This is a genomic window from Streptomyces sp. NPDC090083, from assembly GCF_044747445.1.
In the GTDB taxonomy this organism is placed as follows: Bacteria; Actinomycetota; Actinomycetes; order Streptomycetales; family Streptomycetaceae; genus Streptomyces.
Genome location: NZ_JBIVED010000006.1, coordinates 467,694 through 491,926, shown reverse-complemented (window position 1 = coordinate 491,926; position 24,233 = coordinate 467,694). Strand labels below are relative to the sequence as shown.

Below are 24,233 nucleotides of genomic sequence, written 5' to 3'. Positions count from 1 at the left end.
GGCGGTCGACCCGTCCCGGTTGCCGCTGAGATGGCTGACGCTCTACGCCCGTTCCCGCCAGGTGCCCGCCGCCTTCGCCGCCCTGGTGATCGGGGCCGTGACCGTGTGGGCCCTCGCGCCGAGCCGTGGTGTGGGGGTCGGTGGCGGGGTCCGGGTCGGGGCCGGCGGTGATCCGCGGTTGGCGGTGCTGGGGATGGCCGTGGGGGTGGTGGCCGTCTCGGTGGGGTTCGGGGGGCAGGATGTCGCGCTGGACCGGACGGCGGCGGTCCGGTGGGTGCCGCGCAGGGCGGCACACGTGGTGCTGGCCGGTGCGGTCGTCGCCGGGGTGTCGTGGGGATTGTGGGCGCCCGCGACGGAATTGGGCGGGGCCGGGGTCCTCGTGCGGGCCAGTGCCGGGCTGACGGGGCTGGCCGCGCTGGGGGCCGCCCTCTCGGGTGGGCAGTACGCGTGGACGTTGCCCTTCGGCTGGCTCTCGTTCTCGTTCTTCGCGCCGCCCGCCACCGGTACGGCGACCCGGGTGGCGAGCTGGATGCTGCTGCCGCCCGGCGCTCCGGCGGGGACCTGGACGGCCCTGGTCCTCCTGGTCACCGGCACATCGGCGTACGCCCTGGCGGGGCCGAGGCGGTAGCGGGCGAGGGCCGGGGGTCCGGGGTCAGGGCCGGGTTCCGGTCACCGCCAGGGACGTGCCCGTCTTCACCGACGCGTAGAACCACTTCGCGTCGGTCGCGCTCACGTCGATCCAGCCGCCGCTGACCCCGGGCCGGCCGGTGCTCTGCTTGTCGAAGCCGAGGGCCGCGCCGACGTAGACCGGTGTGTTGTCGGCGTCGCGCAGTTCGACGGCGTACGCGATCTCGGCGTGGTAGCGGGAGCCGTCGGCGGGGCTGGCGACGGTGGCGAGCTTGAGGTCGGGCCGCCGGTCGTACACCGTCAACGGGCCGGTGACATGGGGGGTGTTGGTGACACCGCTCGACAACGGGATGATCCGCTTCCCGACGATCATGACGCGTTTGTCCAGGTTGACGGTGCCGACCACGGGGGTGGCCCGGGCGGAGGCCGACGGTTCGCCCACGGGGGTGGCGGCCGAGGGGGTGGGCGTCGGTGCCGTGGCCGCCGGGAGGCCGTTCCCGTACCCCGGGGCCGCGGGCGGTGTGGAGTGGCGGGGGTTCGACGGGCCGGTCGGGTCCAGGGTCGAGGCGTAGGCGACCAGGGCCACGGCCGCGGTGGCCGCGACGAGGATGCCCGTCCTGCGGCGACGGGCCCGGCGCGCGGCCCTGACCCGTACCTGAGCGCCGGTGAGGGGCGAGTAGGTCTCGTTGCGGGCGGCGAACCGGCGCAGCGCGAGGGAGAGTTCGGCGTCGGAGCCGGTGGGGTCGGTGTCGGTGCCGGACAGTTCCTCAGACACGTCCGCTCTCCTTCCGGACCGGGGCGACCGCGGGAACCGGGGTGTCCGGCTCCTCGACCGCGAGGTGTTTCGCCAGGGCCGCCCGGCCCCGGAACAGCCTGGCCTTGACCGTCCCGACCGGCGCCCCCGTCTCGGACGCTATCCGCTCGACGCTCAGGTCGCACAGATGGTGCAGGACGATCACCCTCCGCTGTGCCGTGGGCAGTTGGCGCAGCGCGGCGACCAGGGCGGTGTGGTCGGGGTCGGGTCCCGGCACCGACTCGGGCGGTGGCGTACGGCGCACCAGTTCCAGCCAGCGCCGCGCCCGGCGCCAGCGGCTGACCGCCAGCCGCATGGCGACCGTACGGATCCACGCCTCCGGCGCCTCGTCGGCGAGGAAGTCCCCGCGCCGGTCCCAGGCCCGTACGAACGCCTCCTGGACCACGTCCTGCGCCTCCTCCCGGTCTCCGGTGAACGCCGTGAGCTGGCCGGTCAGACGGGGAAACGTGGCCGCGTAGAAAGCGTCGAACTCGTCCTCGGTCATGACCTCACCGGCGTCTTGGAATTCCCGTGCAACCTGACGGCCCTCGCGGTGCGTACAGGTCCCGAACGCCGCGTTCCTCACCACACGGCCCACAGGAAAGACGAAGAACACGCGTCTCTGGATCCACTTCCCCCACCGCAGCACCGGAGGACCACCGAAGTGCCCCACCCCCACGACGACTTCGCCGGGTACGCCCACGCGGGCCTGCCCCGCCTGGCCACCACCGCCCACCTGCTCTCCGGCGCCCCGGCCGACCCGGCGGAGGCGACCGAGCTGGTGCGCAGAACGCTGGTGCGGGTGTGCGCGCGATGGCGGCGCATACCGCGCGCCGACGTGGACTTCTACGTACGACGGTCCCTGGTGAAGGAGTTCCTACGGCGCTCCCGTCGCCGACCCGCGCCGTCCGAGGGGGTGTTGAAGGGGCTGTCGGCGGGGCAGCGGGCGGTGCTCGTGCTGCTGCACTGGGAGGGGCTGCGGGAGCCGGAGGTCGCCCAGCTGCTCGGCTGCTCCACGGGCGCGGTCAGGAGTCGGGCCCGGCGGGCGCTTGCCGCGTACGGGGGTGCCGCGGAGGGGCTGCGGGAGCGCCTCCGCGAAGCCGCCGGGGTCGCTCAAGTCGCCGCTGGGGAAGGGGCGTTCGAGGTTCCGCTCGATGTCGTCAGGCGGCGGGGGCGGGCGCTGCGGCGGCGGCGCAGAGGCGTGGCAGTGGGGGTGTGTGCGGCGGTGCTGGTGCCGGCGGTGGTGGTCGGGGCGGGTCGGTTCATGGGCTCGGGGTCCGGTGGCGGGGCGGGGAGCGGGTCGGCCGGGGTGGCGTCGAGTCCGATCCGGGTCGTCGCGCCCGGGGAGCGGGTGGACGCGGTGCCGGGGGTGCGGGTCTGGCTGACGGCCGACGGGGAGCACTGGTCGACTCCGCAGGGGTCGAGCCGGTTCCGGGGGCTCGACGACGGCAACCACGCGGACAGTTACTGGGAGAAGGTGCGGGGCGAGGACGGGGGCGTCGCCGCGAGTGCCGCCGCGGCCGATGACGGGCGCGGCGCCGGAGTCGGTGGCGGAAGCGGTGCCGCGGACGGCGACGGGAGCCGGAGCGGCACGGCGGGCGTGTCCGTGCGGCTCGATCCGGTGGGCAGCTCGTACTTCCTGTCCGGTCTGTACCGGGGGCTGTCCGGTGATCCGGCGCGGGTCGAGGTGAGCGTCGCCGACCGCAGGATCACCGGCACCGTCCTCACGCTGGCGGGCAGTCCGGGCTGGGGCGTCTGGTACGCGCGGTCACCGCTGTCGGCGACGGAGGCGAAGTCGAGCCTGTCCGGGGACGGTCCGACCGTCACGGTGTACGACACGGCCGGCAAGGTCGTCGCCCGGGGCGGGGTGGGCGAGTGAAGCGCCGTGAGCGGGACAGGCCGGCGGAGTCCGACGGGCGTTCCCCGTCGCCCACGCCCTCCGCCGGTGCGCCCGTACCGCCCGAGCCGCTCGGGCCTTCCGGCTCCCCGGAGCCGCCCGGCTCCCGTACGTCCCGGGCGCCTTCCGGCTCCTCCACCCGCCGTGTCCCCTTCCGCCTCCGTCTCCGTCGCAACCGGGGCCGTCACCTGCGCCGTGCGCTCGCCGCGCTCCTCGTCCTGGTCGTGGCCCTGTGCACCGCCGCGGTCGTCGCCTACCGGATGACGGACATCCCCGACCCGCACCCGGAGACCGTCACGCAGAGCACGGTGTTCGTCGACGACAAGGGGTCCTATCTGGGCCGGCGGGGGCCCGTGGACCGGCAGGAGGTGCCGTTGTCGCAGGTCCCGCGGTATGTGCAGGACGCGGTGATCGCGGCGGAGAACCGCACGTTCCGTACGGACGACGGGGTGTCGCCGCGTGCCATCGCCCGCGCGGTGCTGGCCTCGCTGACCGGTGGGGAACGGCAGGGCGGTTCCACCATCACCCAGCAGTACGTGAAGAACGCGCTGCTGAGCCCGGAGCAGTCGCTGTCGCGCAAGGCACGTGAGGCGCTGATCGCGATCAAGCTGGACCGGACGCGCTCCAAGGACGCCATCCTGGAGGGGTATCTCAACACCGTCTACTTCGGGCGGGGTTCGGCCGGTATCGAGGCGGCCTCGCGCAACTACTTCGGTGTGGACACCCGCCGGCTCACCGTCTCGCAGGGCGCCGCGCTCGCGTCGATCGTCAACATCCCCTCGTACTACGAGAAGGCGGGCTCCGATCCCGAGGTGACCGCGACGCTCCGGGCCCGCTGGGTGTGGGTGCTGGACGCGATGGCGGCGAGCGGCAGCATCACGGCGAAGCAGCGCGCCGACGCCTCCTTCCCGGCGTTCCGTTTCTATCCGCCCGGGACGACCGAGGGGCAGCGGCAGTACATGATCGACGTGGCGGCCCAGGAGGCGGCCGACCGACTGGGCATCACCGAGGACCAGTTGGCGCGCGGCGGCTACACCGTGCACACCACCTTCGACCTGTCCCTCCAGGACGCCACCACCGAGGCGGTGCGGGACCTCAAGGATTCCGGGGACTCCAAGGACGGCCGGAGCGACAAGAACAGCAAGAACAGCAAGCGCGGCGAGGAGAGCGAGGGAGTCACCCTGCACGCCGCCGTCGTGGCCATCGCGCCCGGCGACGGAGCCGTACGGCTGCTGTACGGAGGGTCGGACTACGCCCGGCAGCCGTTCAACGACGCGGTGGGCGGCGCGGTGGAGGCGGGTACGGCGCTGGACCCCTTCGGCCAGGTCCGGCCGAGCGGCCCGCTGAGCACGCTGCGGAAGACCGCCGCGCCCACCCCGCTGAAGCTGGCCTCGGCGTACGCGGCCGTCGCGGCGGGCGGAATGTACGCGGCCCCGTACACGGTCACGAAGATCACCCGGGACGGCCGGCAGGTGTACACCGCGCACCCGGACACCCGGCGCGTGCTGAACGAGAAGGAGGCGTTCACGGTCGACGAGCGGATGTACACGGCGTACAAGCCGACGGTCCCCGCGGCCCCCTCGGTCCGGGCGGTCCCCTCGCCCACCGCGGACGGCGACGTCCCGCCGGCCTTCTTCACGGCCGGAGCGGGCGGCGGGATCACCCGGCGGACCGTCTGGTCCACGGGCATGAACTCCCGACTCGCCCTCACAGTCGCCCTCTTCGCCGACCGCCCCGGCAAGAAGAAGAACACGACCGTGCCCGCGCAACTCCCGAACGATCCCCCGCCGACCTACTCCGCGGCGGCGACGGCGGCCCGGATCTGGCAGCTGGCCACCACGGGGGCGAAGAAGGGATGAGCCGTCCGGGACGACCTTCTTCGGGCTCGCGGGCATCGACCAAAGTCGTAGGACGCGCAGACCTTGCGCCGATGTGCGGTGCGGGGGTGTCGTCGCAGGCTGGGGGTATGGACATGGACGAGGAGCGGACAGAAGCGGCGCCGCGGGCCCGGGGCGACTACGTGGGGGCCACGGCGGAGGAGTTGCGTGCGAAGACCGGGGCGGACCGGGTGTCGGCCGGGGTCAGCCAGAAGGTGCTCTTCCAGCGGCGCGGGACCATCACCCTCGACGGCGACCGGCTGGTGCTCGGCCGGTGGGACGGAAGCACGGACCTGACCCTGCGCCGCGCCGAGATCACGGCCGTGGGAACCCGTTTCACCGAGTTGTACGGCCGTTTCCTGGGCGGTCTGCTGAACGCGGGCAAGCCGCTGATCCTGGACACGACCACGGCCGGGCAGGTCTATCTGCTGATCGACCGCAAGGAGTTCATGGAGACGACCCGGGACCGCGCGTGGGAGCGGCGCATCAAGGCGTGGCTGGCGGCCGGGCCGGGCCGCTGAACCCCGCGAGGACGTACGCCGAAAGTATGGCCCGCCGGCCGGAATGCCCGAAGTGTCTCCGTCTTGAGGCGGGTCCCCGGCTCCTCCCTCCCACCGACGACTCAACCTCCACGCCTTGGAAGGCTGTTGTGCATGGACATCTCGTCGCTCACCGTCGTGCTCAGCGGGATCGCCGTCCTGGCCGCCTCGGTGCTCATCGCGTTCAACGAACCTCCGCTGTGGGTCTACCTGTCGGGCTGCGCGGGTTCGCTGCCGCTGAGCGGCGCGCTGCTCGACGGGGTCGACGTCACCTCCGCCGTGGGGGTCGACTCCGGCGGGGTGTGGGCGCTGCGGGTGGTCGGCGCGGCCACCGTCACGGTCGTGCTGAGCTTCTTCTTCGGCAAGGACGGCCGCGTACGGGCGATGTGACGGTGGGTCAGGCGGTCGGCCCGGCAAGGGGGTTCGGGTGACCGGACAAGGGGGTTCGGGTGACCGGTCCGGCGGTGAGCCGAGTTCTTACGGGCCCGGGACATCCCTCCGGAGCGCACCTTTTGCCCGTTATCTCACCCTGGACTCGTTCTAGCATGGCGGCACCTGGTTCCCCTCAGGTTCCCTTCTCGCACGTTCCGCAGAGGAGTACGCCCGCATGTCCCTCGCCCAGACCCCCTCCGCCCGTCCCGCCGGGATCACCCGCACCCTCGCCGCCGTCGCCGCCGGTGCCGCCCTCACCGCCGCCGCGCTCGTCGCCGCGCCCGCCGCCGGGGCCGCGGACGCGCAGCACGGCCGTGGCTCCGTGGTCTTCGCGCAGAGCGACAACACGGACGCGAACACCGTCGTCGCCTACGAGCGCGCCGCCGACGGCACCCTCACCCGGAAGGGCGTCCACCCCACCGGCGGCAAGGGCGGCATGCTCGCCGGCACCGTCGCCGACCACCTGGCGTCCCAGGGGTCGCTCGCCTACGACCGGCACAGCCGGCTGCTGTACGCGGTGAACGCGGGCAGTGACACCGTGACCGTCTTCACCGTCCGCGGCACCCGGCTCCAGCGGGTCCAGGAGATCTCCAGCGGCGGGAGCTTCCCCGTCAGCGTGACGTTCCACGGTGACCGGGTCTACGTCGCGAACACGCTCGGCGGCGGTTCCGTGCAGGGCTACGCGCGCGTCGGCGAGCGGCTGGTGAAGGTCCCGGGATGGCACCGCGACCTGGGTCTGGACAAGGGGACCTCGGCGGTCGGGCAGATCTCCTTCACCCCGGACGGTTCGCAGCTCGTGGTCACCACCAAGGCGTCCGGGCAGAGCATCGACGTCTTCCCGGTCGACCGGCTCAGCGGCCCGTCCGCCCACCCCGTGGTGACCTCGACCCCGGGAGCCGTGCCGTTCGGTTTCGCCTTCGACTCCGCCGGGCGGATCCGGGTCACGGAGGCCGGTACCGACTCGGTCGGCACCTTCGTCGTGGGCCGCGACGGCAGGCTGACGCCGAAGGGGACCGTCCCGACCGGCCAGACCGCCACCTGCTGGGCGGTGACCGCCGGTGACCACCTCTACGTGTCCAACGCGGGCAGCGGCACCCTGTCCGGCTACCGGACCGGCCGCGGCGGCGGGCTCACCGCGCTCGGCGACACGGCCACCCACCCCGGCACGGTGGACGCGGCGGCCTCCTCCGACGGCCGGTACCTCTACGTCCAGACGGGCGTGCGGGGCACGGTCGACGCGTTCCGGGTCGGCCCGAAGGGGTCGCTCACCGCGATCGGCTCGGTCGACGTGCCGGGCGCGGTCGGCGGCGAGGGCATCGCGGCGGGCTGACGCCACCGGCAGGAACGGAGAAGAACGGAGAAGGGGCCCGCCGCGCCGCCGCGGCGGGCCCCGGACGTATGCTCGGGGCCGTACCCGTGCCCCTTCGCGCCGCCGTTTCGTTGGCACCGCATCCAATCCGGGGTCCCGGCTGGAACGGATTACGCCCGGACATGTCCCGACCGCGGAGGCCCTCGGTGAAAGAAGCAGTGCACATCGGCAGCAATCCAGCCGCAGGGCCCGACCTGGAGGAACTCCTCGGCCGGGTGGCCCTGGGCGACGAGGACGCCTTCGCCGGTGTCTACGACGCCGTGGCGGGGCCGGTGCTGGGGGTCGTACGGGCCGTGCTGCGCGACCAGGCGCAGTCCGAGGAGGTCACGCAGGAAGTGCTGGTGGAGGTGTGGCGGACGGCCCCCCGCTACCGGCGCGACCGGGGCACCGCCGTCAACTGGATCCTCACCCTCGCGCACCGCCGTGCGGTGGACCGGGTGCGCTCGGCGGACGCGGCGGCGGCCCGTGACCACAAGGCCGCCCTGCTGGACCGGCTGCCCGAGTACGACGAGGTGGCCGAGCGCGTCGAGGCCCGCCTGGAACGCGAACAGGTGCGCCGCTGCCTGCGCACCCTGACCGACCTCCAGCGCCAGGCCGTCACCCTGGCGTACTACCGGGGCCTGACCTACCGCGAGGTCGCCGAAGCCCTGGCACTCCCGCTGGGCACCGTGAAGACCCGCCTGCGCGACGGCCTCATCCGGCTGCGCGACTGCCTGGGGGTGACGGCGTGACGACCGCCGACCCGCACCTGCTGACCGGCGCCTACGCCCTGCACGCGCTCCCCGACGAGGAGAACGGCGCCTTCGAGCGGCACCTCTCCGGGTGCGAGGCCTGTGCGCGGGAGACCGCCGAGCTGTCCGCGACCGCCGCCCGGCTGGGTCTCGCCGTCTCCTCGACGCCCCCGCCGGAACTGCGCGCGCGGGTGCTGCGCACGATCACCACCGTCCGCCAGGAGACCCCGGGCAGGCGACCCCAGAACCGCACCGCCCCGGCCGGACCGCGGACCCGCGCGCTCTCCCGCTGGGCGCTGGCCGCCTGTCTCGCGGCGGCGACCGCGCTCGGCGGCACGGCCGTCTGGCAGCACCAGCGGGCCGAGGACGCCCGGGACAGGGCGCGGCAGGCCGTGCAGGCGTCGGACGAGATCGCCGCCGTACTGGCCGCGCCGGACGCGCGGACCCGGGCCGCCGGGCTGGCCGGGGGCGCCACCGGCACGGTGATCGTCTCGCGCGGCCGGGACCGGGCCGTGTTCGTGGTCTCCGGGATGGCCCGGCCGCCGGGCGGCAAGGTCTACCAGCTGTGGTTCGACGACGCCGGGACCATGCGCTCGGCCGGGCTGATGAACCCCGCCCGCAGCGACCAGACCGTCCTGCTGCGGGGCACGGTCGACGACTCGTCCGGCATGGGCATCACCGTCGAACCGGCCGGAGGCTCCCCGCACCCCACCTCGGCGCCGCTCGCCCTGCTGACCTTCCCGGCCTGAGGCGGCCGGCCGCGTCAGACAAGACCCGTGACGGTCACCGTGACGCGTGGCGCGGGCAGGGCCGGGGCCAGGGCGTCCAGCCGCCGTTCGACCGTGTCCCGCACCCCGCGGGCCACGTCGACGGTCCTGGCCCGCCGCACCGCGACGACATGGATCTCGACCTGCCAGGGACCGTCACCGTCCGCCTGGCTCATCCGCACCCCGGCGGGCGCCCCCGCGGCGCCCCGCGCCAGCACCGACCGCAGCCGGTCGGTCAGTCCGGGGCGGAGGAAGGCGACCCCCGAGACCGCCTCGACGGCGGCGGCGACCTCCACGGCGAGCGTCGCGTGGGCGGGGTTCTCGTGCAGAGCGGATGCGTCGCCGGGCTGCGCGGTCATGCCGTGCCGCCTTCCTGATCGTCGTCGTCGGACGGAGAGGTGGACACGAGGTCCGTCACGCGGATGTCGACCGCCGTGACGCCTATGCCCAGTTCACGGTCCGCCGCCTCCCACACGCGTTCGCGGACCTGGGCGGCGAGGTCGGGCAGCGGCGCGTCGGCCGGGGCGTGGATGTCGAGGCGGACCTCGACCGTGCCGGAGCCGGCGCCCACCCGGAGCCGGCAGGACCCGGCCCGGACCCCCCGCACCGACTCGGCCGCCGCGCGCAGCGCACGGGCCGCGACCGCCTCCATGATCCAGAGGTCCTCGTCGGGTTCGCCGAGCGGGAGCGGGCGGCCGGGGCGCAGTTCGAGGCGTACGACGTCCATGATCCGCCGGGTGAGCGGCTCGGTGTCGTAGGCGGAGGCGGTGGTGTCCGTCTCCGCCTGGAGGCCGCGCACGACGGACTCCAGGTCGTCGAGTCCGCGCACGGCCTGGCCGCAGTACGGGCAGGTGTGCAGGTGCGGGTCGTCCGCCCCCCGCTCCCAGTCGTCCCAGGTCCGGGACAACAGCCGTCCGCAGGGCAGGAGTTCATCGTCGTCGTCGGCCTGGGTCGGCGCGGTGTTCGGCTGGTCGGTGCGTTCGGTCATCGCCAGGCCCCCATTGCTTGGGTCAGAGATCGGCGGGCGCGGAACACCCGGGCGCGGACGGCCTCCTGACTGATCCCGACCGTACCCGCGATGAACTCGTAGGAACGGCCGTCCAGTTCGCGCAGCACCCAGCACGCGCGCTGTTCGGCGGAGAGCAGGTCGAGGGCCTCGCGCAGTTCGCGGACCGCGTCCCGCCCCTCGGCGATCCGGGCCGGGGAGGTCGTGTACTCGGCCGCGGCCAGGTCACCGGCGGCCTCCAGCGAGTCCACGGGTCTGCGGGCGCGCAGCACGTTCAGACAGCGGTTGGTCACGATCCGGTAGATCCAGGTGCCGAAGGCGCTGCGCCCCTGGAACTCCGGCAGCCGCCGCCACGCGCTGAGAAAGGCGTCCTGCACCGCGTCCTCGGCCTCCGCCGCGGTGCCGAGCAGACTCGTGGCGAGCCGGATCAGCGCCGGTGCGTGCCGTTGCACGAGCACGGCGAAGGCGTCCTCGTCCCCCTCCGCGGCCCGGACCGCCAGCAGGGCGTCGCCGGGGTCGGCCGCACTGCCCGCACCGCCCGCACCGCCCGTGCTCTCCGTGGCATCCATGGCATCCATGTCATTCACGCCGTCCATGTCGTCCGCGTCGGCCCGGCTGTCCGGTGGTGCGTTCTGCGTGCGGGGCCCCGCCACTGGGCGGCTCCTCTCGTCCGGTCTGTCCGGTCATTGGACACGGCGGCGCCGTCCCCGTTACGGAGAACTTCCGGGAAGGCGCTCGTACGGATGCGCCGGGGCGGCGAAGTCCGGCCCTCCACCACCACCCCCCGCGGGCCTCCGGACGGCCGATCGGAATCTCCGCGTCACAGACGCGGCCGGCCCGGGTCTGAAGAAGTGAGAGCACATCGGCCACGAGACAGAGCAGAGAGGGCACACCATGACCACTCAGACCGCACCCGTCGCCACCAAGGACCGGACCGGCGCCGACCGGACCGGCAAGGACCAGGCCACCACCGCCGTGTCCGGCGGAACCACCGGCGCCGACCAGCCCGCCGCCGACCGCGGCCGTACGTCGATCGCCGATGTCGTCGTCGTGAAGGTGGCCGGCATCGCCGCCCGCGAGATCCCCGGCGTGCACGCCATGGGCGGTGGCCTCTCGCGCAGCATCGGCGCCGTCCGCGACCGCGTACCGGGCGGCCGGCCCAACGTCGGACGCGGCGTGAAGGTCGAGGTCGGCGAGCGGCAGACGGCCATCGACCTGGACCTGGTCGTCGAGTACGGCGTGTCCGTGATGGACGTCGCCCAGGACGTGCGGGAGAACGTCATCAGCGCCGTGGAGCGCATCACCGGCCTTGAGGTCGTCGAGGTCAACGTCACCGTCAACGACGTCCACCTGCCCGACGACGACGAGTCCTCGAACTCCGGTGAGGCCCGCGTGGAGTAGGGCGGCCGGTCAGGGGCACGGGCAGGAGTGAAGTGGTGGATCCGGTGACAGGTGGAGGTGGACGGTCGTGCGCACACCGTTCGTGGGGATGATCGCGGGCATGGCCCTGGCGTTCGCCGGCTGGTTCGGCGGCTTCGGCGCCTTCCTGCTCGTGGCAGCGCTCGGCGGCCTGGGCTGGGCGGCGGGGCGCTGGTTCGAAGGCGGCGGCACCGTCCAGGACGTACGGGACGCGTTCGAGCGGAGCCGTCGATGACCACGGCCGCACAGCGGGAGACGGCCCCCCTCCCGGTCGAACAGGGCACTCCCGCACCGCAGTCGGCACCCCCGGCCGCCTCCTTCCGCGGCACGACCACCGTCTCCGAGCGGGCCGTGCGCAGGATCGCCGAGCGGGCGACGACGGAGGCGCTGCCCGGCCGCAAGGCCAGGGCGACCGCGGCCGTACGGGGCGGACGGGCGGAGGTGTCGCTCGGGGTGACCCTTCCCTACCCGGCCCCGCTGGCCGACGGCGCGCGCGACGTCCAGCGCCATGTGGTGGACCGTACGCGGGAGTTGACGGGCCTGGACGTGCCGATCGCGCACGTCGACGTCACCGCGCTCACCGCGCCCGCGTACTCCCGCACCCCGGTGTCCCCGGCCGAGGGCACCGGCTCCTCCACCACGGCCAGGCGGTGGTGGTCCGGCCGCCGGACACCCGTCACCCTGCTGACCCTGCTCGCCACGGTGGCCTGCGGAGCCCTCGCCTTCGACCTGATCCAGGTGCACACCGCGCACCGGACGGCGGCGGCCTGGCGCGTGTCGGCGGTCCACTGGCTCGCGGACCACGGCCCCGGCGACCCGGTGGTGGTGATCGCGGGCGCGGCCGTGGCCCTGATCGGCGTGTGGATGGTCGTCCTCGCCCTCACCCCCGGACTCCGCCACCGGTCCACCGTCGTCGCGGCGGCCGAACGGGTCGACGCGGCCGTGGACCGCTCCGCGGTGGAGTCCCTGGTCCGCGACACCGTCGGGGACGTACCCGGCATCGCGTCGGTACGGGTCCGGGCCCGCCGCCGGCGGGTCACCGTCCGCACCCGCCTGGCCTTCGGCGACCGCGCCCTCGCCCACACCGCCGCCACGGCCGCCGCCCGCGCCGCCGTGACATCCTGCCGACTACGACGGGAACCCCGACTGCGGGTCACGGTCACCCCGGACCCGGTGTGGCAGCCACCCGCGCCCTCCCCCACCCCTCGCGCCGCCAAGGAAGTCGACCAGTGATGCGTACCACCCACACGGCCGTCAACCGAACCGTCCTCGGCGCCACCGGCCTCACCCTCCTCCTCGCCGGAACCTGGCTGGCCACCACGGACCGCGCCCTCGCACCCCACCTGCCGTCCTGGTGGCCCACCGCGGCCCCGGGCACGGTCCTGCTGGACCCGGACCGGCTCGTCCGGCTGCGCGGCGAGGGCTGGTGGACACCGACCGTGCTGGCCGGGTCGATCGGCCTGACCGTGCTCCTGGCGCTCTGGACGCTGGGCCAACTGCGCACGGGCCCGGTCCGCCGGCTGGCCCTCCCCTCCCCCGGCTGCACGGTGCGCCCGCAGGCGCTGGCCGAGGCACTGGCGGCACGCGCCGCGGCCGTCCCCGGAGTGGCCCGCGGACACGCCCGGATCCTGCCCCGGCGCGGCCGGCGGCTGGAGGTGGAGCTACGGGTCTGGCTGGCACCGGACACCTCCCCCGACGCCGTGCTCCCCGCCCTGCGCGCGGTGACCGCGGAGGCGGACGCGGCGGCGGCCCCGTACACCGCGCACACCAGGCTGCGGCTGAGCGCCACCCCGCACCGCGCGCCCCATGTCCGCTGAGTCCGCCCTGGGCCGGGTCCGCCGCATCGCGGGGGCCCGGCCTCCGGCCGCCTGGTGGCCCGCGCTGCGCCGCACCCCGGTGTCCCTGTGGAACGACGACATCTCGGACTACGCGGCGGCCCTCACGTACTACGCCATCCTCGCGGTGCTCCCGGCGATGCTGGCCACGGTCATCGCGTTCGGCATGATCAGCCCGGAGACGGCCGAGGAGTTCGTCACCCATGTCACGGCGTACGCGCCCGCGGACTCCGGCACGGAACTGCACGCGGCCCTGACCCACGTCCTGCGCACGGACCGGACGGCCTGGCCGCTCCTGGTCGCGGGCAGCGTCAGCGCCCTCTGGTCCTCCACGAGCTATCTGGCCGTGTTCCGCCGCGCCCTGCACCGCATGCACCGCACCCAGGACCGCCGCTCCCCCTGGCGCAAGGCCCCCCGCATCGTCCTCACCGCGCTCGCGCTGCTGGGCCTGCTCCTGGTCGGCTCCCTGACCCTCCTGCTGACCGGCCCGCTGGCCCAGGCCGTGGGCCGCATGGCAGGCGTCGACGAGACGGCGGCCTGGGCCTGGGACCTGCTGCGCTGGCCGGTCCTGCTGTGCCTGGTGGCCCTCCTCGTGGTGGTCGTCTTCCACACCGGCCCCACCGGAGCCCGCCGCCGCAGCCACAGCCTCCCCGGCGGCATCCTCGCCGCCGCCCTCTGGCTCATCGTCTCCGCGGGCTTCTCCACCTACGCCACCACCCTCGGCGCGTACAGCAGGCTCTACGGCTCCCTCTCCGGAAGCGTGGTCTTCCTGATCTGGCTGTGGCTGTCGAACCTGGCCCTGCTGAGCGGCGCCCAGTTCGCGGCGGAACTGGACAAGGGCAGGGCGGCACCCGAATAACTCCCCGCCCAGGCCGGCCCCTTGAGCCGGCCCACCCCCCTCACAGCACCGGAATCTCCCCGCCCCCGTAACACCCCTCGGGCAACGGGTCCGGGACGACCCCGGGATCCAGCACATGGGAAACCACCGCGGCGGCGGTGTCGTGCCACAGGCCATAGCGCCGCAGCATCCCGTGGTCACCCTCACCGACAACCGCCATACCGGCCCGCACCGCACCCCCCTCCCGGACCCTCCGCACGCAGTCCGCCGTCTCCCCGGGGGACGTGACACGGTCCCGCTCCCCGTGCAGCGCGACGACATGCCTCCCCGCGGCCTGCGAGACCGGCTCCCCCGGCGGCCACCACGGCGCGAGGGCCACCACGCCCCGCACCAGCGGGTGCCCCGCGGCGCGCAGCGCGGCCCGGCCTCCCATCGAGTGCCCGAGCAGCACCGTCGGTACGGGACCGGCGAGTTCGGCCAGGGCGTCCAGCGCGCGCAGGGCGTCCCGCGCCGCGTCGGCACGGTCGCCGTTCCAGCCACGGACGCGGTAGCCGACCCGGGCCACCAGCACCTCGGGGAACGGCAGCCGGGCCACCACCGCGCGCTCCACGGAGTTCATCCGCAGCGCGGCCAACTGCCAGGGCCTCGCGGGTCGTTCGCTCTCCGACTGCCCGCCGTGCAGGACGAGAACGGCGGCCCGGGGGTGCGGCACCCGCCGCCGTACCCTCAACGCCGCCTGCTGGTCGCCCTGTTGGGTGATGCCGTGCTCTGCCTCGATGACGTACCCCTTCCTCACGTGCGCCTCGGCGGGAGCGGGAAGAAACCGCTGGTGCGGGCACGGTACTCGGCATACCCCGGCCGGTCGGCCATGTGCCGCTCCAGGAGGCGCTTTCCGCTGCCCTGGGTCAGCAACAGGCTCATCACCAGCGGCGATACGACGGACACACAGGCCGCCGCCCAGGAGTCGCAGGTGAGGATGAACAGCCCCCACCACACGCAGAAGTCACCGAAGTAGTTCGGGTGCCGGGTCCAGGACCACAAACCGCGGTCCATGAGCTTGCCCCGGTTCGCGGGATCGGCGCGGAACCGGGCCAGTTGGGCATCCCCGACCGCCTCGAACGCGATCCCGACCGCCCACACCGCCGTACCGGCGACGTAGGTGAGGAGCGGCGGACGGCCCGGCACGTACTGCGCCGCCTGCACCGGCAGGGACACCAGCCAGACCAGCGCGCCCTGGAGGAGGTAGACCATGCGCAGGGCGTACGCGTTGCGGCTGCCGGGCGCCTTGGCCAGCATCTTCTCGTAGCGCGGGTCCTCGCCGTGGCCTCGGCCCCGGCGCCCGATGTGGATCGCCAGCCGCAGCCCCCAGACCGCGGTCAGCACCGTCACCAGCAGCCGTCGTACGACATCGCCCTCGTCGGCGGAGGCGGCGAAGGTCACCACGGCCACCGCCGCGAAGGCGGCACCCCAGGCGACGTCGACGATCCGGTGCACGCCGATGCGGACCGCCACGGCGAAGGTCACGAGCATCACCGCGAGGGAGGCCGCCGCAGCCCAGGCGAGGTTGAGCGCGAAGGCGCTCCAGGGGAAGCCGCTCATCGCGGGTCCCGCGCCTCGGGGTGCGGCTTGGTGAACAGGTACTGCTGGACGTCCAGGTAGCCGGCGCGGAATCCGGCCTCGGAGTAGGCGAGGTAGAAGGTCCACAGCCGGTGGAAGACCTCGTCGAAGCCGAGCGCGGCGACCTCGTCGGACCGCTCGGTGAACCGTTCGCGCCACAGGCGCAGCGTCTCGGCGTAGTGGGCGCCGAAGGCGTCGCGGCGGGCGAGGCGCAGGCCGGTGTGGTCGCGGACGGTCTCCTCGATCGCGTCGGTGGAGGGGATGAGGCCGCCGGGGAAGACGTACTTGTGGATCCAGGTGAAGGTGTCCCGGGAGGCGAGCATCCGGTCGTGCGGCATGGTGATGGCCTGGAGCGCCAACCGGCCGCCGGGCGCGAGCCGTTGGTCCAGCGCGCCGAAGTACACGGGCCAGAACTCGGCGCCGACCGCCTCGATCATCTCGACGCTGACGACCGCGTCGTACGTCCCCGACGCCTCGCGGTAGTCGCACAGTTCGATGGAGACCCGCTCGCCGAGGCCCGCCGCGCGCACCCGTTCCACGGCCAGGTCGCGCTGTTCGCGGGAGAGGGTGAGCGAGGTGACGTGGGCGCCCCGGGCCGCGGCCCGCAGGGCGAGTTCGCCCCAGCCGGTGCCGATCTCCAGGAGCCGGGTGCCCTCGCCGACGTCCGCGAGGTCCAACAGGCGGTCGATCTTGCGGTGCTGGGCCGCCGGGAGGAGATCGTGGCTCGCGGGGAAGCCCCGGAAGACGGCGGAGGAGTAGCTGAGGGTGTCGTCGAGGAAGAGGGCGAAGAGGTCGTTCGACAGGTCGTAGTGGCGGCTGATGTTGGCGCGCGAACCGTCGGGGGTGTTGCGCTCTCCGTGCGGGTGGCGGGGCGCCCACACGGTGCGCAGCCGCTGCAGCGGGGCCGGGATCAGCTCGGCGGCGTGACCGGCCAGGACGGTCAGCGCGGCGACCAGGTCGGGGGCGTCCCACTCGCCGGCCATGTAGGACTCGCCGAAGCCGATGAGTCCCTCGGTGCCGATGCGGGCGTGGAACGCGGCCGGGTCGCGGACGTCGATCAGCGGGCCGCCCTTGCCGATGTCCGGGGCGCCCGCGAACCGTGCCCGCAGCGGGAGCCGGGCCAGGGCCCGGCGGACGAGGGCCTTGGTGACGGCGGTGCGGAGGCGGGAGGCGGGGGGTATGGCGGCGAGGTCGGGCCAGGGGGCGGGGGCGGCGGGGCGCGGGTGGCTGGCGGACACCGCACCGGCGTTGGCGATGGGCGTGCCGGTGGTGGCCCGGCGCTCTGCTGTCGTCATGTCGCTGTCTCCGAAGTGCGGTGCTCTGGGCGGTCGTCGGGCGGGAGTCCGGTGCGGTCTCCCGCTGGGGGGCGGGGCTGGACGGGCAGGCCCCGCAGGTAGAGGCGGATGCCGTGGAACCGGATCGCGGCCGAGACCGCGAGCGTGGACAAGGGGTGGCGCACCGCGAGCCGCAGCAGGCGCGCGGTGTTCGCCTCGCGCCGGGTACCCCGTACCGTCGCGGTGAAGGCACGGCCGCCCTCGCGGTCCAGGTGCACGGTCAGGGAGAGCTGCGGTCCGGGCACCGGCAGCCGCATGCGGTAGTGGCCGTCGACCGGGAAGAACGGCGAGACGTACAGCGCCTTCTCCGTGTCCGCGGTTCCGGTCGCGTCCGGCCGGAGGAGGTAGCAGTGCCGTCCGCCGTAGGTGTTGTGCACCTCGGCGACCACACACCGCAGCCGCTCGTCGGGCCCGTGGCACCAGTACAGCGTCAGCGGGTTGAACACGTACCCGAACACCCGCGCGTGGGCCAGCATCACCACCCGGCCGCCGTCCAGGTCCACCCCGTGTCCGGCGAGGAAGGCGTCGAGCCCGGCCCGGATCGAGGGCGCGCTCCCGTCACCGGTGAAGTGGTCCCGCGGGTCGAAGCGGGCCAGGGGGCGCAGCAGGCGGGGGAGCCGGGGCGGCCGGTCGGGGTCGACGAGCCACATGTACGTGCGGTGGCGCAGCGCGTAACGGCTCGGGGCGGTGCGGACGTGGGCGATCGTGCAGGAGTACAGCGCCGGTACGGCGCTCCGCGGTGACACGGCCTCCCCCGGTGCGGAACTCACCGACGCCGCCTGCCTGTTCACCAGCGCACCCCCAGCGCCGCCGCGGCCTCCACACCCGACCGGCACCCGTCCTCGTGGAAACCCCAGCCGTGATAGGCGCCCGCGAACACGCAGACGTCACCGGCGAGTTCGGGCAGCCGCTGCTGCGCGGCCACCGACTCCGGGGTGTAGACGGGGTGTTCGTAGACCATGCGGGCCAGCACCCGGTCCGGGTCGACGCGGTCCTCGCCGCCGAGGGTGACCACGAACGTCTCGGCGGCGTCGAGGCGTTGGAGGCGGTTCATGTCGTAGCTGACCCGGACCCGTTCGGCGCCGACCTCGCAGGACGGCATCAGATGGTTCCAGGACGCGCGGGCGCCCGGCGCGCGGGGCAGCAGCCGGGTGTCGGTGTGCAGGAGCGTGGTGTTGCGGGAGTACGGGAACGCGCCGAGCAACTCCCGCTCCAGCTCGGTCGGTTCGGCGAGGAGCCGGAGCGCCTGGTCCGGGTGGACGGCGATCACGACGGCGTCGTAGGACTCGGTGGTGCCGTCCTCGGCGGTGACCTCGGCGCGGTCGGGATACCGTCGTACGGACCGCACGGGGGTGTTGGTCCGGATCTCGCCGATGTGCTTGGCGACGCGGTCGACGTAGGTGCGCGAGCCGCCGGTGACCGTGCGCCACACGGGCGAGCCGCCGATCGACAGCATGCCGTGGTGCGCCAGGAAGCGGAACAGATAGGCGGCCGGGTAGCGCTGGGCGGTGACGGCGTCGCAGGACCAGACGGCCGACACCATCGGCGTGACGAAGTGCGAGCGGAAGTAGGCGGAGTAGCCCTCCCGGTCCAGGAACTCCCCCAGGGTGAGCGACTCCTGGCCGCCCCGGGCCAGCAGGCGGCGGGCCGCGCGGTGGAAGCGGGGCACCTCGGCGAGCAGCCGCAGATAGCGGGAGCGCAGGAGGTTGCGGGGCTGGGCGAAGAGCCCGACGGGACCGCGCGCACCGGCGTACTCCAGTCCGCAGCCCTCGCAGCGGACCGACATGCTCATCTCCGACTCCTGGGTGGGGACGCCGAGTTCATCGAAGAGCCGCAGCAGGCGTGGGTACGTGCGCCGGTTGTGCACGATGAAGCCGGAGTCGACGCGGTGCACCCGGCCGTCGTACGGCGAGGTCAGTTCATGGGTGTGCGCGTGTCCGCCGAGCCGGTCGTCCGCCTCGTAGAGGGTGACGTGACCGGCCCGGCCCAGGAGGTACGCGGCGGTCAGCCCCGCCACCCCGGAACCGATCACCGCGGTCCGGCGCCCGTACCGCGCCGTCCGCTCCGTCTCCGTCTCCATCTCCGTCACGTCTCCTTCCGCAGGTCAGGAATCCACGCGTAATCCGGATCAGGTCGGAAGTCGGATTGGCCGAATGTCGAAACGGGTGCCGAGGCCGCCATGATCGACAGGAAACCCCCAGGTCAACGACCTGGGGGTGGGTGCCGAGCGGGCTCTAGCGCGTGGGGGTGGAGCCGTCGTAGACGTGGCCGGGGGTGGCGATCTGCGTGACCGCGCGGGCGACCAGGGTGGACGGCTCCTGGCCGCCGGTGGTGATGTCGGTGTTGAGCAGCACGACCAGGGTCGCCTTGAGGGCGGGGAGGTAGACCGTCACGGACTCGTAGCCCGGGATGGACCCGTTGTGCCCGATCCAGCCGCCGGTCTCGAAGATCCCGAGGCCGTAGTCGAGGCCGGGGAAGCCGGTCGGCAGCACCTTCAGGCGCTGCTTCTGGGTCTCCGGGCTGAGCAGGGTGCCGGTGGCGACGGTCTTCGCCCAGCTGCGCAGATCGTGCAGGTCCGAGATCATCGCGCCGGCCGACCAGGCCCAGCTCGGGTTCCAGTCGGTGGAGTCGGTGACCGCGCCGGTCAGCGTCTGGTTGGTGTAGCCGTGCGCGTGCGGCTCGGGGAACTCGCGGACGGTCGGGCCGTCGGGGAACAGCGTGTGCTCCAGGTGGGCCGGGCGCAGCACCCGCCGCTCGATGACGTCGGCGACATGGTGGCCGGTGACCTTCTCGATGACCAGGCCGAGCAGCACGAGGTTGCTGTTGTTGTAGACGAACACCTTGCCGGGCGCGCCGGTGTTGCGGTGCTTGTAGCCGTACGCGAGCAGCTCACGCGGGGTGAACGTGCGGTACGGGTCGCTCAGCAGGTCGTGCGCGAAGTCGGCGTCGGCGCTGTACGGGAACAGTCCGCTGCGCATCTCGGCCAGGTGGCGCAGGGTGATGCGGCGGCCGTTCGGTACGCCCCGGACGTAGCGGTCGACCGGGTCGTCGAGGCGGACGCGTCCCTCGTCGACGAGCTGGAGCAGCGCGGTGACGGTGAAGGTCTTGGTCTCGCTGCCGATCCGCGAGGAGAAGCCGGTGCTCATCGGGCGCCCCGTGGCCTTGTCGGCGACGCCGGTCGCGCGGACGTAGCAGCCCTTGCCCGGCATCCACAGTCCGACGGCGACACCAGGGATTTTGGCGTCCCGCCGGACCCCGGCGATGGCCTTGTCCAGCCGGGCCGCCATCCCCCGGCCGAGCCCGGCGCCCGTGGAGCACGCGTCGTGGTCACCGCCGTGGGCACGGGCCGCGCCGACGGCGGTCGCGGCCGGCGCGGCCGTCATCGGGGCGACCAGCACGGACGCCGCCAGCAGCGCGGCCGCGAGGAGTCGTCGGGGAGGAGTACGTCGCATGTGGGGGCGCTTCTTCCGGATCGGGGGGCGGGTGCGTCAGGGTGGGAGTTCCACGGCACCATCCGCGCGCCGCCGCACGACCGTCCTGCGGCACGCGTCCCCCGGAGACCACTCGATCGGACCGATGTTCGCCTGCGGCACGCGTGTCCTCCGGGGCGGTGGACGGGGGCGGCCGGTCAGGGGGCGGCCGGTCACTGCGCCCGGATCGCGTCCGCCGGCGGGGTCCGCAGTGCCTGGCGGGTGGGCAGTTCGATGGTGAGGAAGGCGGTGAGCGTCACCGTGAGGGTGAGGCCGGGCAGGAGCCAGACCGGGCCCGCCGGCCAGGGGTGACCGAGGAAGCCCTGGCCCAGCAGGGCCAGCGGGACCGCGGAGAGCAGCAGGGCCGCGGTGAGCGCGGTCGCCGCCGTCATCGCGGCCTCGCGGCGCATCATCGCCCGGATCTGCCGGGGGGTGGTGCCGTTGAGGCGGAGGGCGCCCAGTTCGACCCGGCGCTGGGCGGTGGCCGCGACGAGCTTGTTGGCGATGCTCAGCAGGAGGTAGACGAGCAGGACCACGATCGTGGCGAGGTTGATCCACACCTCGGGCGGTGCGTCCTTCAGGCCGCCGGTGGACGGGGAGTGGGCGGGTCCGAGGGTCAGGCCGGGGTGGGACGCGGCGAACGCCGTGACGTTCCGGCGGGCCTGCTCCGTGCCGTCCGTGCGGATCAGGAGGGACTGGTCGAGGGCCGTCGTGGTGTGTCCGGCGGCGAGGTCGTGGGCCAGCACGACCGTGCCGAAGCCGAGGCCGCGGCCGTAGACCGCGACCACCTCGGGATGGACCTCCGTGCCGTCCCCGAGGACCAGGTCCACCGTGTGCCCGACCGTCGCGGACCGGGTCCGGGCGACATCGCTGCTGACGGCGACGGTCGCGCCGGTGAGCCGGCCGAGGCTGCCGTCCCGTACGTCGAGGTCGAGGACGCCCGCCGCGTCCGGGGTGAGGATCGTCGCGGGACCCGCATCGGACACCGGGTCGCCGAGCTGCCGGTACGTCCACACCACGGTGGTCGAACCGACGGGCGCGGCGGCCCGTACGCCCGGCGTCTTCCGTACGGCGGCGGGCGTGCCGTCGGGCAGTCCGCCCAACGCGGGCGCGCTCAGCCGGAGTTGGGCCAGGGTGCCGTCCGTCGTGTCCTGCGCGGTGGCGGCCAGGACGGTCGTCTGGGTGAAGGTGTACGTCAGCACGAACACGACCGCCATGGCCAGCGTGGAGACGATGCCCGCGTTGCGCAGGGCGTAGGCGCGCAGGTTGGCCGTCGCCAGCCAGGTCGGCGCGGAGCCGCCGTGCCGGGTCGCACGGGCCGCCGCCCCGCCGATGCCCCGCACCAGCGCCGGGCCCGCCAGGGCCAGCCCGATCGCGCCGACGATCCCGGCGATCGAGGTCGCCGTGGCGCCGATGACCGTACGGGAGAACAGCGGCAGCACCGACATCACGGTCGCCACGGCGATGACGGCCACGCCGGTCCGGGTCCGGGCCCGCGAGGGATCACGCGGCTCGCTGCGGGACTCGGCGACCGCCTCGGTGGCCGGCATCCGCGAGGTCCGCCAGGCCGAGCCCCGGGCCGACACCTGGACGGCGAGCAGCATCAGCACGACCGCCGCGAGCGCGGGCAACGGGCTGAAGGTGAGCGGCAGTTGGTCCGGTATCACCCCTCGGTCCGCGAGCAGTCCCCTGAACTGTCCGGCCAGCAGATACCCGAGCGCCACCCCGGGTGCCACGGCGACGGCCGCGACGACGGTCGACTGCGCGGCGGCCAGCCGCCGGATCTGCCTCGGCGTCGCGCCCACCGCCCGCATCAGCGCCAGGTCCCGCCGCTGCCCGCCGATCGCCACGGCCAGCGCGCTCGCCATCACGAACCCGGTGATCAGCAGCACGATCCCGGACAGCGAACCGGCCAGCAGCACCAGCAGCGACCGCGAGGCTCCGGCCCCGGGCGCCGCCGTGTCGCCCCGCCCGGCTCCGGTGACGGCCAGGAGTCCGGTGCCCCGCAGCTTCGTACGGACGTCGGCGGCGACCCGTGACTCGGCGCCGGGCGCGGTGCGCAGACCGACCAGGTCGACACGGTCGGACAGGCCGGACAGTCCTGCGGCCGTCCGGTCCGCGAAGTAGACACCGGCGACCGGGGCGGTGACGACCGCCGACACGCGATAGCCGGTCGCGGGGCGGGAGCCGACGACGACCTCGACGCGGTCGCCCGGCTCGATCCCGGCCGCCGCGGCGGTCCTGTCGTCCACCGCGACCTCGTCGGCGCCGGCCGGCGCGCTGCCCCGGACGCGTGCGTCGGCCAGCAGCTTCGTGGACGACCAGCCGTGCCCCGTCACCTGCGGGTCCCCGGACGGCACCGTCACGACCCGGCCGTGCGCGTCGACGAGAGCGGCGGGGAAGCCGATGTCGCCGACGGCGGCGGTCACGCCCGGCAGTCCGCCGAGTTCGCCGACGAGCCGGGCCGGGACGCGGTGGCGTTCGGGGAGGGCGAGCGGGAGGTCGCCGGGCGGGTGGAACTCCTGGTCGGCGGCGATCACGACGGAGGCTCCGGCGAGGCGGCCCGCGGGCAGGTGGGAGCGGAGGCCGGACTCGGCGAGGACGCCGGTGGCGGTGATCAGGGCCGCGCCGCCGAGGACCGCGCAGGCCACGGCGATCAGGGCGGTGACGCGGTGGCCGACCATCTGCAGGGCGAGACGGAACATGGCTCAGGCCCTCCCCAACTCGACCAGGCGGCCCGCCAGTTCGGCGGCGGTGGGCGCCTTGAGGGCGTCGACGACCCGGCCGTCGGCCATCACCAGCACATGGTGGGCGCGGGCGGCGGCGGCCGGGTCGTGGGTGACCATCACGACCGTCTGCTGCAGGTCGTCGACGAGGTCGCGGAGCAGGCCGAGGACGTCGTGGGCGCTGCGCAGATCGAGCGCGCCGGTCGGCTCGTCGGCGAACACGACAGCGGGGCGGGCGACCAACGCCCGTACGACGGCGGCCCGTTGCTGCTGGCCGCCGGACAGTTCGGCCGGGCGGTGGGACAGCCGGTCGGCCAGCCCGACCCGCTCGACCAGCGTGCGCAGCCAGTCGCGGTCGGCGGTGCGGCCCGCCAGCCTGAGCGGCAGGGTGATGTTGTCCTCGATGGAGAGGGACGGGATCAGGTTGTACGCCTGGAACACGAACCCCACGCGCTCGCGCCGGAGTTCGGTCCGTCTGGTCTCGTCGAGCCCGGCGATCTCCCGGCCGTCGATGCGGACGCTGCCCGACGTCGGGGAGTCGAGCCCGGCGGCACAGTGCATCAGCGTGCTCTTGCCGGACCCGGACGGCCCCATCACGGCGAGGAAGGTGCCGCGCTCCACGGTCAACGACACGTCGTCCAGGGCCCGTACGCCCCCGGGGTAGGCCTTGCTGACGCCTTCCAGGGCGATGGCGGCGGCGGTCACGGCGGGATGCGCGGCGGTGTTCCGGATGTGCTTCATCGCCGGCCCCGCAGGGCGCGTACGGCGAGGGTGCCCGCGCACAGCACGGTGACCGCGCCGCACACCAGGTGCACCCAGGTGTCGGCGCCGCCGAAGGACGCCGCCATGTTGGCGACCGCGCTGGTCACCACCGCGGTCCACAGCAGGGTGCGGGCGATGTCCCCGGGGCTGAGCCGCTCGGGATCGGTGGTCGTCGGGTCCGGCATGGGTGCTTC

At 74.2% G+C, this 24,233-nt stretch carries 27 protein-coding genes; 13 read left to right on the top strand and 14 right to left on the bottom strand.

Annotated elements, in window-relative coordinates; all coding sequences use genetic code 11:
- The first annotated feature begins 25 nt into the window (after positions 1 to 25).
- Positions 26 to 628, top strand: coding sequence for a hypothetical protein (locus tag ACIPTO_RS24215; RefSeq protein WP_401195505.1), 603 nt, complete (start codon positions 26 to 28; stop codon positions 626 to 628).
- Between the two features lie 24 nt (positions 629 to 652).
- On the opposite strand, the gene ACIPTO_RS24210 is transcribed toward ACIPTO_RS24215, so the two are convergent.
- Positions 653 to 1,402 carry a hypothetical protein gene (locus ACIPTO_RS24210; protein WP_366318408.1) on the bottom strand — a complete coding sequence of 250 codons (750 nt, stop codon included), beginning with the start codon at positions 1,400 to 1,402 and terminating at the stop codon, positions 653 to 655.
- The gene (locus tag ACIPTO_RS24205; RefSeq protein WP_401195420.1) at positions 1,395 to 1,925 is read right to left on the bottom strand and encodes a SigE family RNA polymerase sigma factor; all 531 of its coding nucleotides are present in this window, start codon (positions 1,923 to 1,925) and stop codon (positions 1,395 to 1,397) included. Before ACIPTO_RS24205 ends, ACIPTO_RS24210 begins: the two co-directional genes overlap by 8 nt.
- A 159-nt stretch (positions 1,926 to 2,084) precedes the next feature.
- Here ACIPTO_RS24205 and ACIPTO_RS24200 point away from each other — a divergent pair, with 159 nt between their 5' ends.
- The 7 genes from ACIPTO_RS24200 (at position 2,085) to ACIPTO_RS24170 (ending at position 9,014) form a co-directional block, all read left to right on the top strand.
- Positions 2,085 to 3,299 (top strand): sigma factor-like helix-turn-helix DNA-binding protein, encoded by a 1,215-nt coding sequence (locus tag ACIPTO_RS24200; protein WP_401195417.1) that lies wholly within the window; start codon positions 2,085 to 2,087, stop codon positions 3,297 to 3,299.
- A complete protein-coding gene (locus tag ACIPTO_RS24195; protein WP_401195415.1) occupies positions 3,296 to 5,176 on the top strand; it encodes a transglycosylase domain-containing protein in 1,881 nt (626 codons plus the stop codon). The genes ACIPTO_RS24200 and ACIPTO_RS24195 overlap by 4 nt, the downstream gene beginning before the upstream one ends.
- 107 nt (positions 5,177 to 5,283) lie before the next feature.
- Complete coding sequence (locus tag ACIPTO_RS24190) at positions 5,284 to 5,715, top strand: hypothetical protein (RefSeq protein ID WP_401195413.1); 432 nt, start codon at positions 5,284 to 5,286, stop codon at positions 5,713 to 5,715.
- A 132-nt stretch (positions 5,716 to 5,847) separates the two neighbouring features.
- On the top strand, positions 5,848 to 6,123 hold the full coding sequence (locus ACIPTO_RS24185; RefSeq protein WP_401195411.1) for a hypothetical protein: 276 nt from the start codon (positions 5,848 to 5,850) through the stop codon (positions 6,121 to 6,123).
- Positions 6,124 to 6,340: 217 nt separating this feature from the next.
- Positions 6,341 to 7,495: a lactonase family protein gene (locus tag ACIPTO_RS24180; RefSeq protein ID WP_401195408.1), complete on the top strand. Its 1,155-nt coding sequence runs from the start codon at positions 6,341 to 6,343 to the stop codon at positions 7,493 to 7,495.
- Between the two features lie 185 nt (positions 7,496 to 7,680).
- Positions 7,681 to 8,265, top strand: coding sequence for a sigma-70 family RNA polymerase sigma factor (locus tag ACIPTO_RS24175; RefSeq protein WP_366318422.1), 585 nt, complete (start codon positions 7,681 to 7,683; stop codon positions 8,263 to 8,265).
- On the top strand, positions 8,262 to 9,014 hold the full coding sequence (locus ACIPTO_RS24170; protein WP_401195405.1) for an anti-sigma factor domain-containing protein: 753 nt from the start codon (positions 8,262 to 8,264) through the stop codon (positions 9,012 to 9,014). The genes ACIPTO_RS24175 and ACIPTO_RS24170 overlap by 4 nt, the downstream gene beginning before the upstream one ends.
- Positions 9,015 to 9,028: 14 nt before the next feature.
- Here the strand turns inward: ACIPTO_RS24170 and ACIPTO_RS24165 are convergent, their stop codons facing one another.
- Genes ACIPTO_RS24165 through ACIPTO_RS24155 form a run of 3 tightly spaced genes read right to left on the bottom strand, consistent with a single transcriptional unit; the run spans position 9,029 to position 10,607 of the window.
- Positions 9,029 to 9,391, bottom strand: a complete 363-nt coding sequence (locus ACIPTO_RS24165) for a hypothetical protein (RefSeq protein ID WP_401195403.1) — start codon at positions 9,389 to 9,391, stop codon at positions 9,029 to 9,031.
- A complete protein-coding gene (locus ACIPTO_RS24160; protein WP_401195401.1) occupies positions 9,388 to 10,020 on the bottom strand; it encodes an Asp23/Gls24 family envelope stress response protein in 633 nt (210 codons plus the stop codon). Before ACIPTO_RS24160 ends, ACIPTO_RS24165 begins: the two co-directional genes overlap by 4 nt.
- The gene (locus ACIPTO_RS24155; RefSeq protein WP_401195503.1) at positions 10,017 to 10,607 is read right to left on the bottom strand and encodes an RNA polymerase sigma factor; all 591 of its coding nucleotides are present in this window, start codon (positions 10,605 to 10,607) and stop codon (positions 10,017 to 10,019) included. The genes ACIPTO_RS24160 and ACIPTO_RS24155 overlap by 4 nt, the downstream gene beginning before the upstream one ends.
- Positions 10,608 to 10,932: 325 nt before the next feature.
- Here ACIPTO_RS24155 and ACIPTO_RS24150 point away from each other — a divergent pair, with 325 nt between their 5' ends.
- From ACIPTO_RS24150 to ACIPTO_RS24130, 5 genes are all read left to right on the top strand, one after another.
- A complete protein-coding gene (locus ACIPTO_RS24150) occupies positions 10,933 to 11,439 on the top strand; it encodes an Asp23/Gls24 family envelope stress response protein (protein ID WP_366318430.1) in 507 nt (168 codons plus the stop codon).
- Between the two features lie 67 nt (positions 11,440 to 11,506).
- On the top strand, positions 11,507 to 11,692 hold the full coding sequence (locus ACIPTO_RS24145; protein WP_366319209.1) for a hypothetical protein: 186 nt from the start codon (positions 11,507 to 11,509) through the stop codon (positions 11,690 to 11,692).
- Entirely contained in the window at positions 11,689 to 12,690 is a 1,002-nt protein-coding gene (locus tag ACIPTO_RS24140; protein WP_401195398.1) for a DUF6286 domain-containing Asp23/Gls24 family envelope stress response protein, read from the top strand. The genes ACIPTO_RS24145 and ACIPTO_RS24140 overlap by 4 nt, the downstream gene beginning before the upstream one ends.
- The gene (locus ACIPTO_RS24135) at positions 12,690 to 13,274 is read left to right on the top strand and encodes a hypothetical protein (protein ID WP_366318434.1); all 585 of its coding nucleotides are present in this window, start codon (positions 12,690 to 12,692) and stop codon (positions 13,272 to 13,274) included. The genes ACIPTO_RS24140 and ACIPTO_RS24135 overlap by 1 nt, the downstream gene beginning before the upstream one ends.
- Positions 13,264 to 14,151: a YihY/virulence factor BrkB family protein gene (locus ACIPTO_RS24130; RefSeq protein WP_366318436.1), complete on the top strand. Its 888-nt coding sequence runs from the start codon at positions 13,264 to 13,266 to the stop codon at positions 14,149 to 14,151. The genes ACIPTO_RS24135 and ACIPTO_RS24130 overlap by 11 nt, the downstream gene beginning before the upstream one ends.
- A 40-nt stretch (positions 14,152 to 14,191) precedes the next feature.
- Here ACIPTO_RS24130 and ACIPTO_RS24125 read toward each other — a convergent pair whose 3' ends face one another.
- From ACIPTO_RS24125 to ACIPTO_RS24085, 9 genes are all read right to left on the bottom strand, one after another.
- A complete protein-coding gene (locus tag ACIPTO_RS24125) occupies positions 14,192 to 14,860 on the bottom strand; it encodes an alpha/beta fold hydrolase (RefSeq protein WP_401195500.1) in 669 nt (222 codons plus the stop codon).
- Between the two features lie 62 nt (positions 14,861 to 14,922).
- Positions 14,923 to 15,729 (bottom strand): DUF1295 domain-containing protein, encoded by an 807-nt coding sequence (locus ACIPTO_RS24120; RefSeq protein ID WP_401195395.1) that lies wholly within the window; start codon positions 15,727 to 15,729, stop codon positions 14,923 to 14,925.
- The gene (locus ACIPTO_RS24115) at positions 15,726 to 17,042 is read right to left on the bottom strand and encodes a class I SAM-dependent methyltransferase (RefSeq protein WP_401195392.1); all 1,317 of its coding nucleotides are present in this window, start codon (positions 17,040 to 17,042) and stop codon (positions 15,726 to 15,728) included. Before ACIPTO_RS24115 ends, ACIPTO_RS24120 begins: the two co-directional genes overlap by 4 nt.
- Positions 17,039 to 17,827 carry a DUF1365 domain-containing protein gene (locus tag ACIPTO_RS24110; RefSeq protein ID WP_401195389.1) on the bottom strand — a complete coding sequence of 263 codons (789 nt, stop codon included), beginning with the start codon at positions 17,825 to 17,827 and terminating at the stop codon, positions 17,039 to 17,041. The genes ACIPTO_RS24115 and ACIPTO_RS24110 overlap by 4 nt, the downstream gene beginning before the upstream one ends.
- Positions 17,828 to 17,868: 41 nt before the next feature.
- On the bottom strand, positions 17,869 to 19,161 hold the full coding sequence (locus ACIPTO_RS24105; RefSeq protein ID WP_366319150.1) for an FAD-dependent oxidoreductase: 1,293 nt from the start codon (positions 19,159 to 19,161) through the stop codon (positions 17,869 to 17,871).
- A gap of 154 nt (positions 19,162 to 19,315) precedes the next feature.
- Positions 19,316 to 20,533 (bottom strand): serine hydrolase domain-containing protein, encoded by a 1,218-nt coding sequence (locus ACIPTO_RS24100; protein ID WP_401195386.1) that lies wholly within the window; start codon positions 20,531 to 20,533, stop codon positions 19,316 to 19,318.
- 191 nt (positions 20,534 to 20,724) lie between these two features.
- On the bottom strand, positions 20,725 to 23,256 hold the full coding sequence (locus tag ACIPTO_RS24095) for an FtsX-like permease family protein (RefSeq protein ID WP_401195384.1): 2,532 nt from the start codon (positions 23,254 to 23,256) through the stop codon (positions 20,725 to 20,727).
- A gap of 3 nt (positions 23,257 to 23,259) precedes the next feature.
- Positions 23,260 to 24,018: an ABC transporter ATP-binding protein gene (locus tag ACIPTO_RS24090; RefSeq protein ID WP_401195382.1), complete on the bottom strand. Its 759-nt coding sequence runs from the start codon at positions 24,016 to 24,018 to the stop codon at positions 23,260 to 23,262.
- Positions 24,015 to 24,224 carry a hypothetical protein gene (locus tag ACIPTO_RS24085; protein ID WP_366318450.1) on the bottom strand — a complete coding sequence of 70 codons (210 nt, stop codon included), beginning with the start codon at positions 24,222 to 24,224 and terminating at the stop codon, positions 24,015 to 24,017. Before ACIPTO_RS24085 ends, ACIPTO_RS24090 begins: the two co-directional genes overlap by 4 nt.
- Positions 24,225 to 24,233 lie beyond the last annotated feature (9 nt).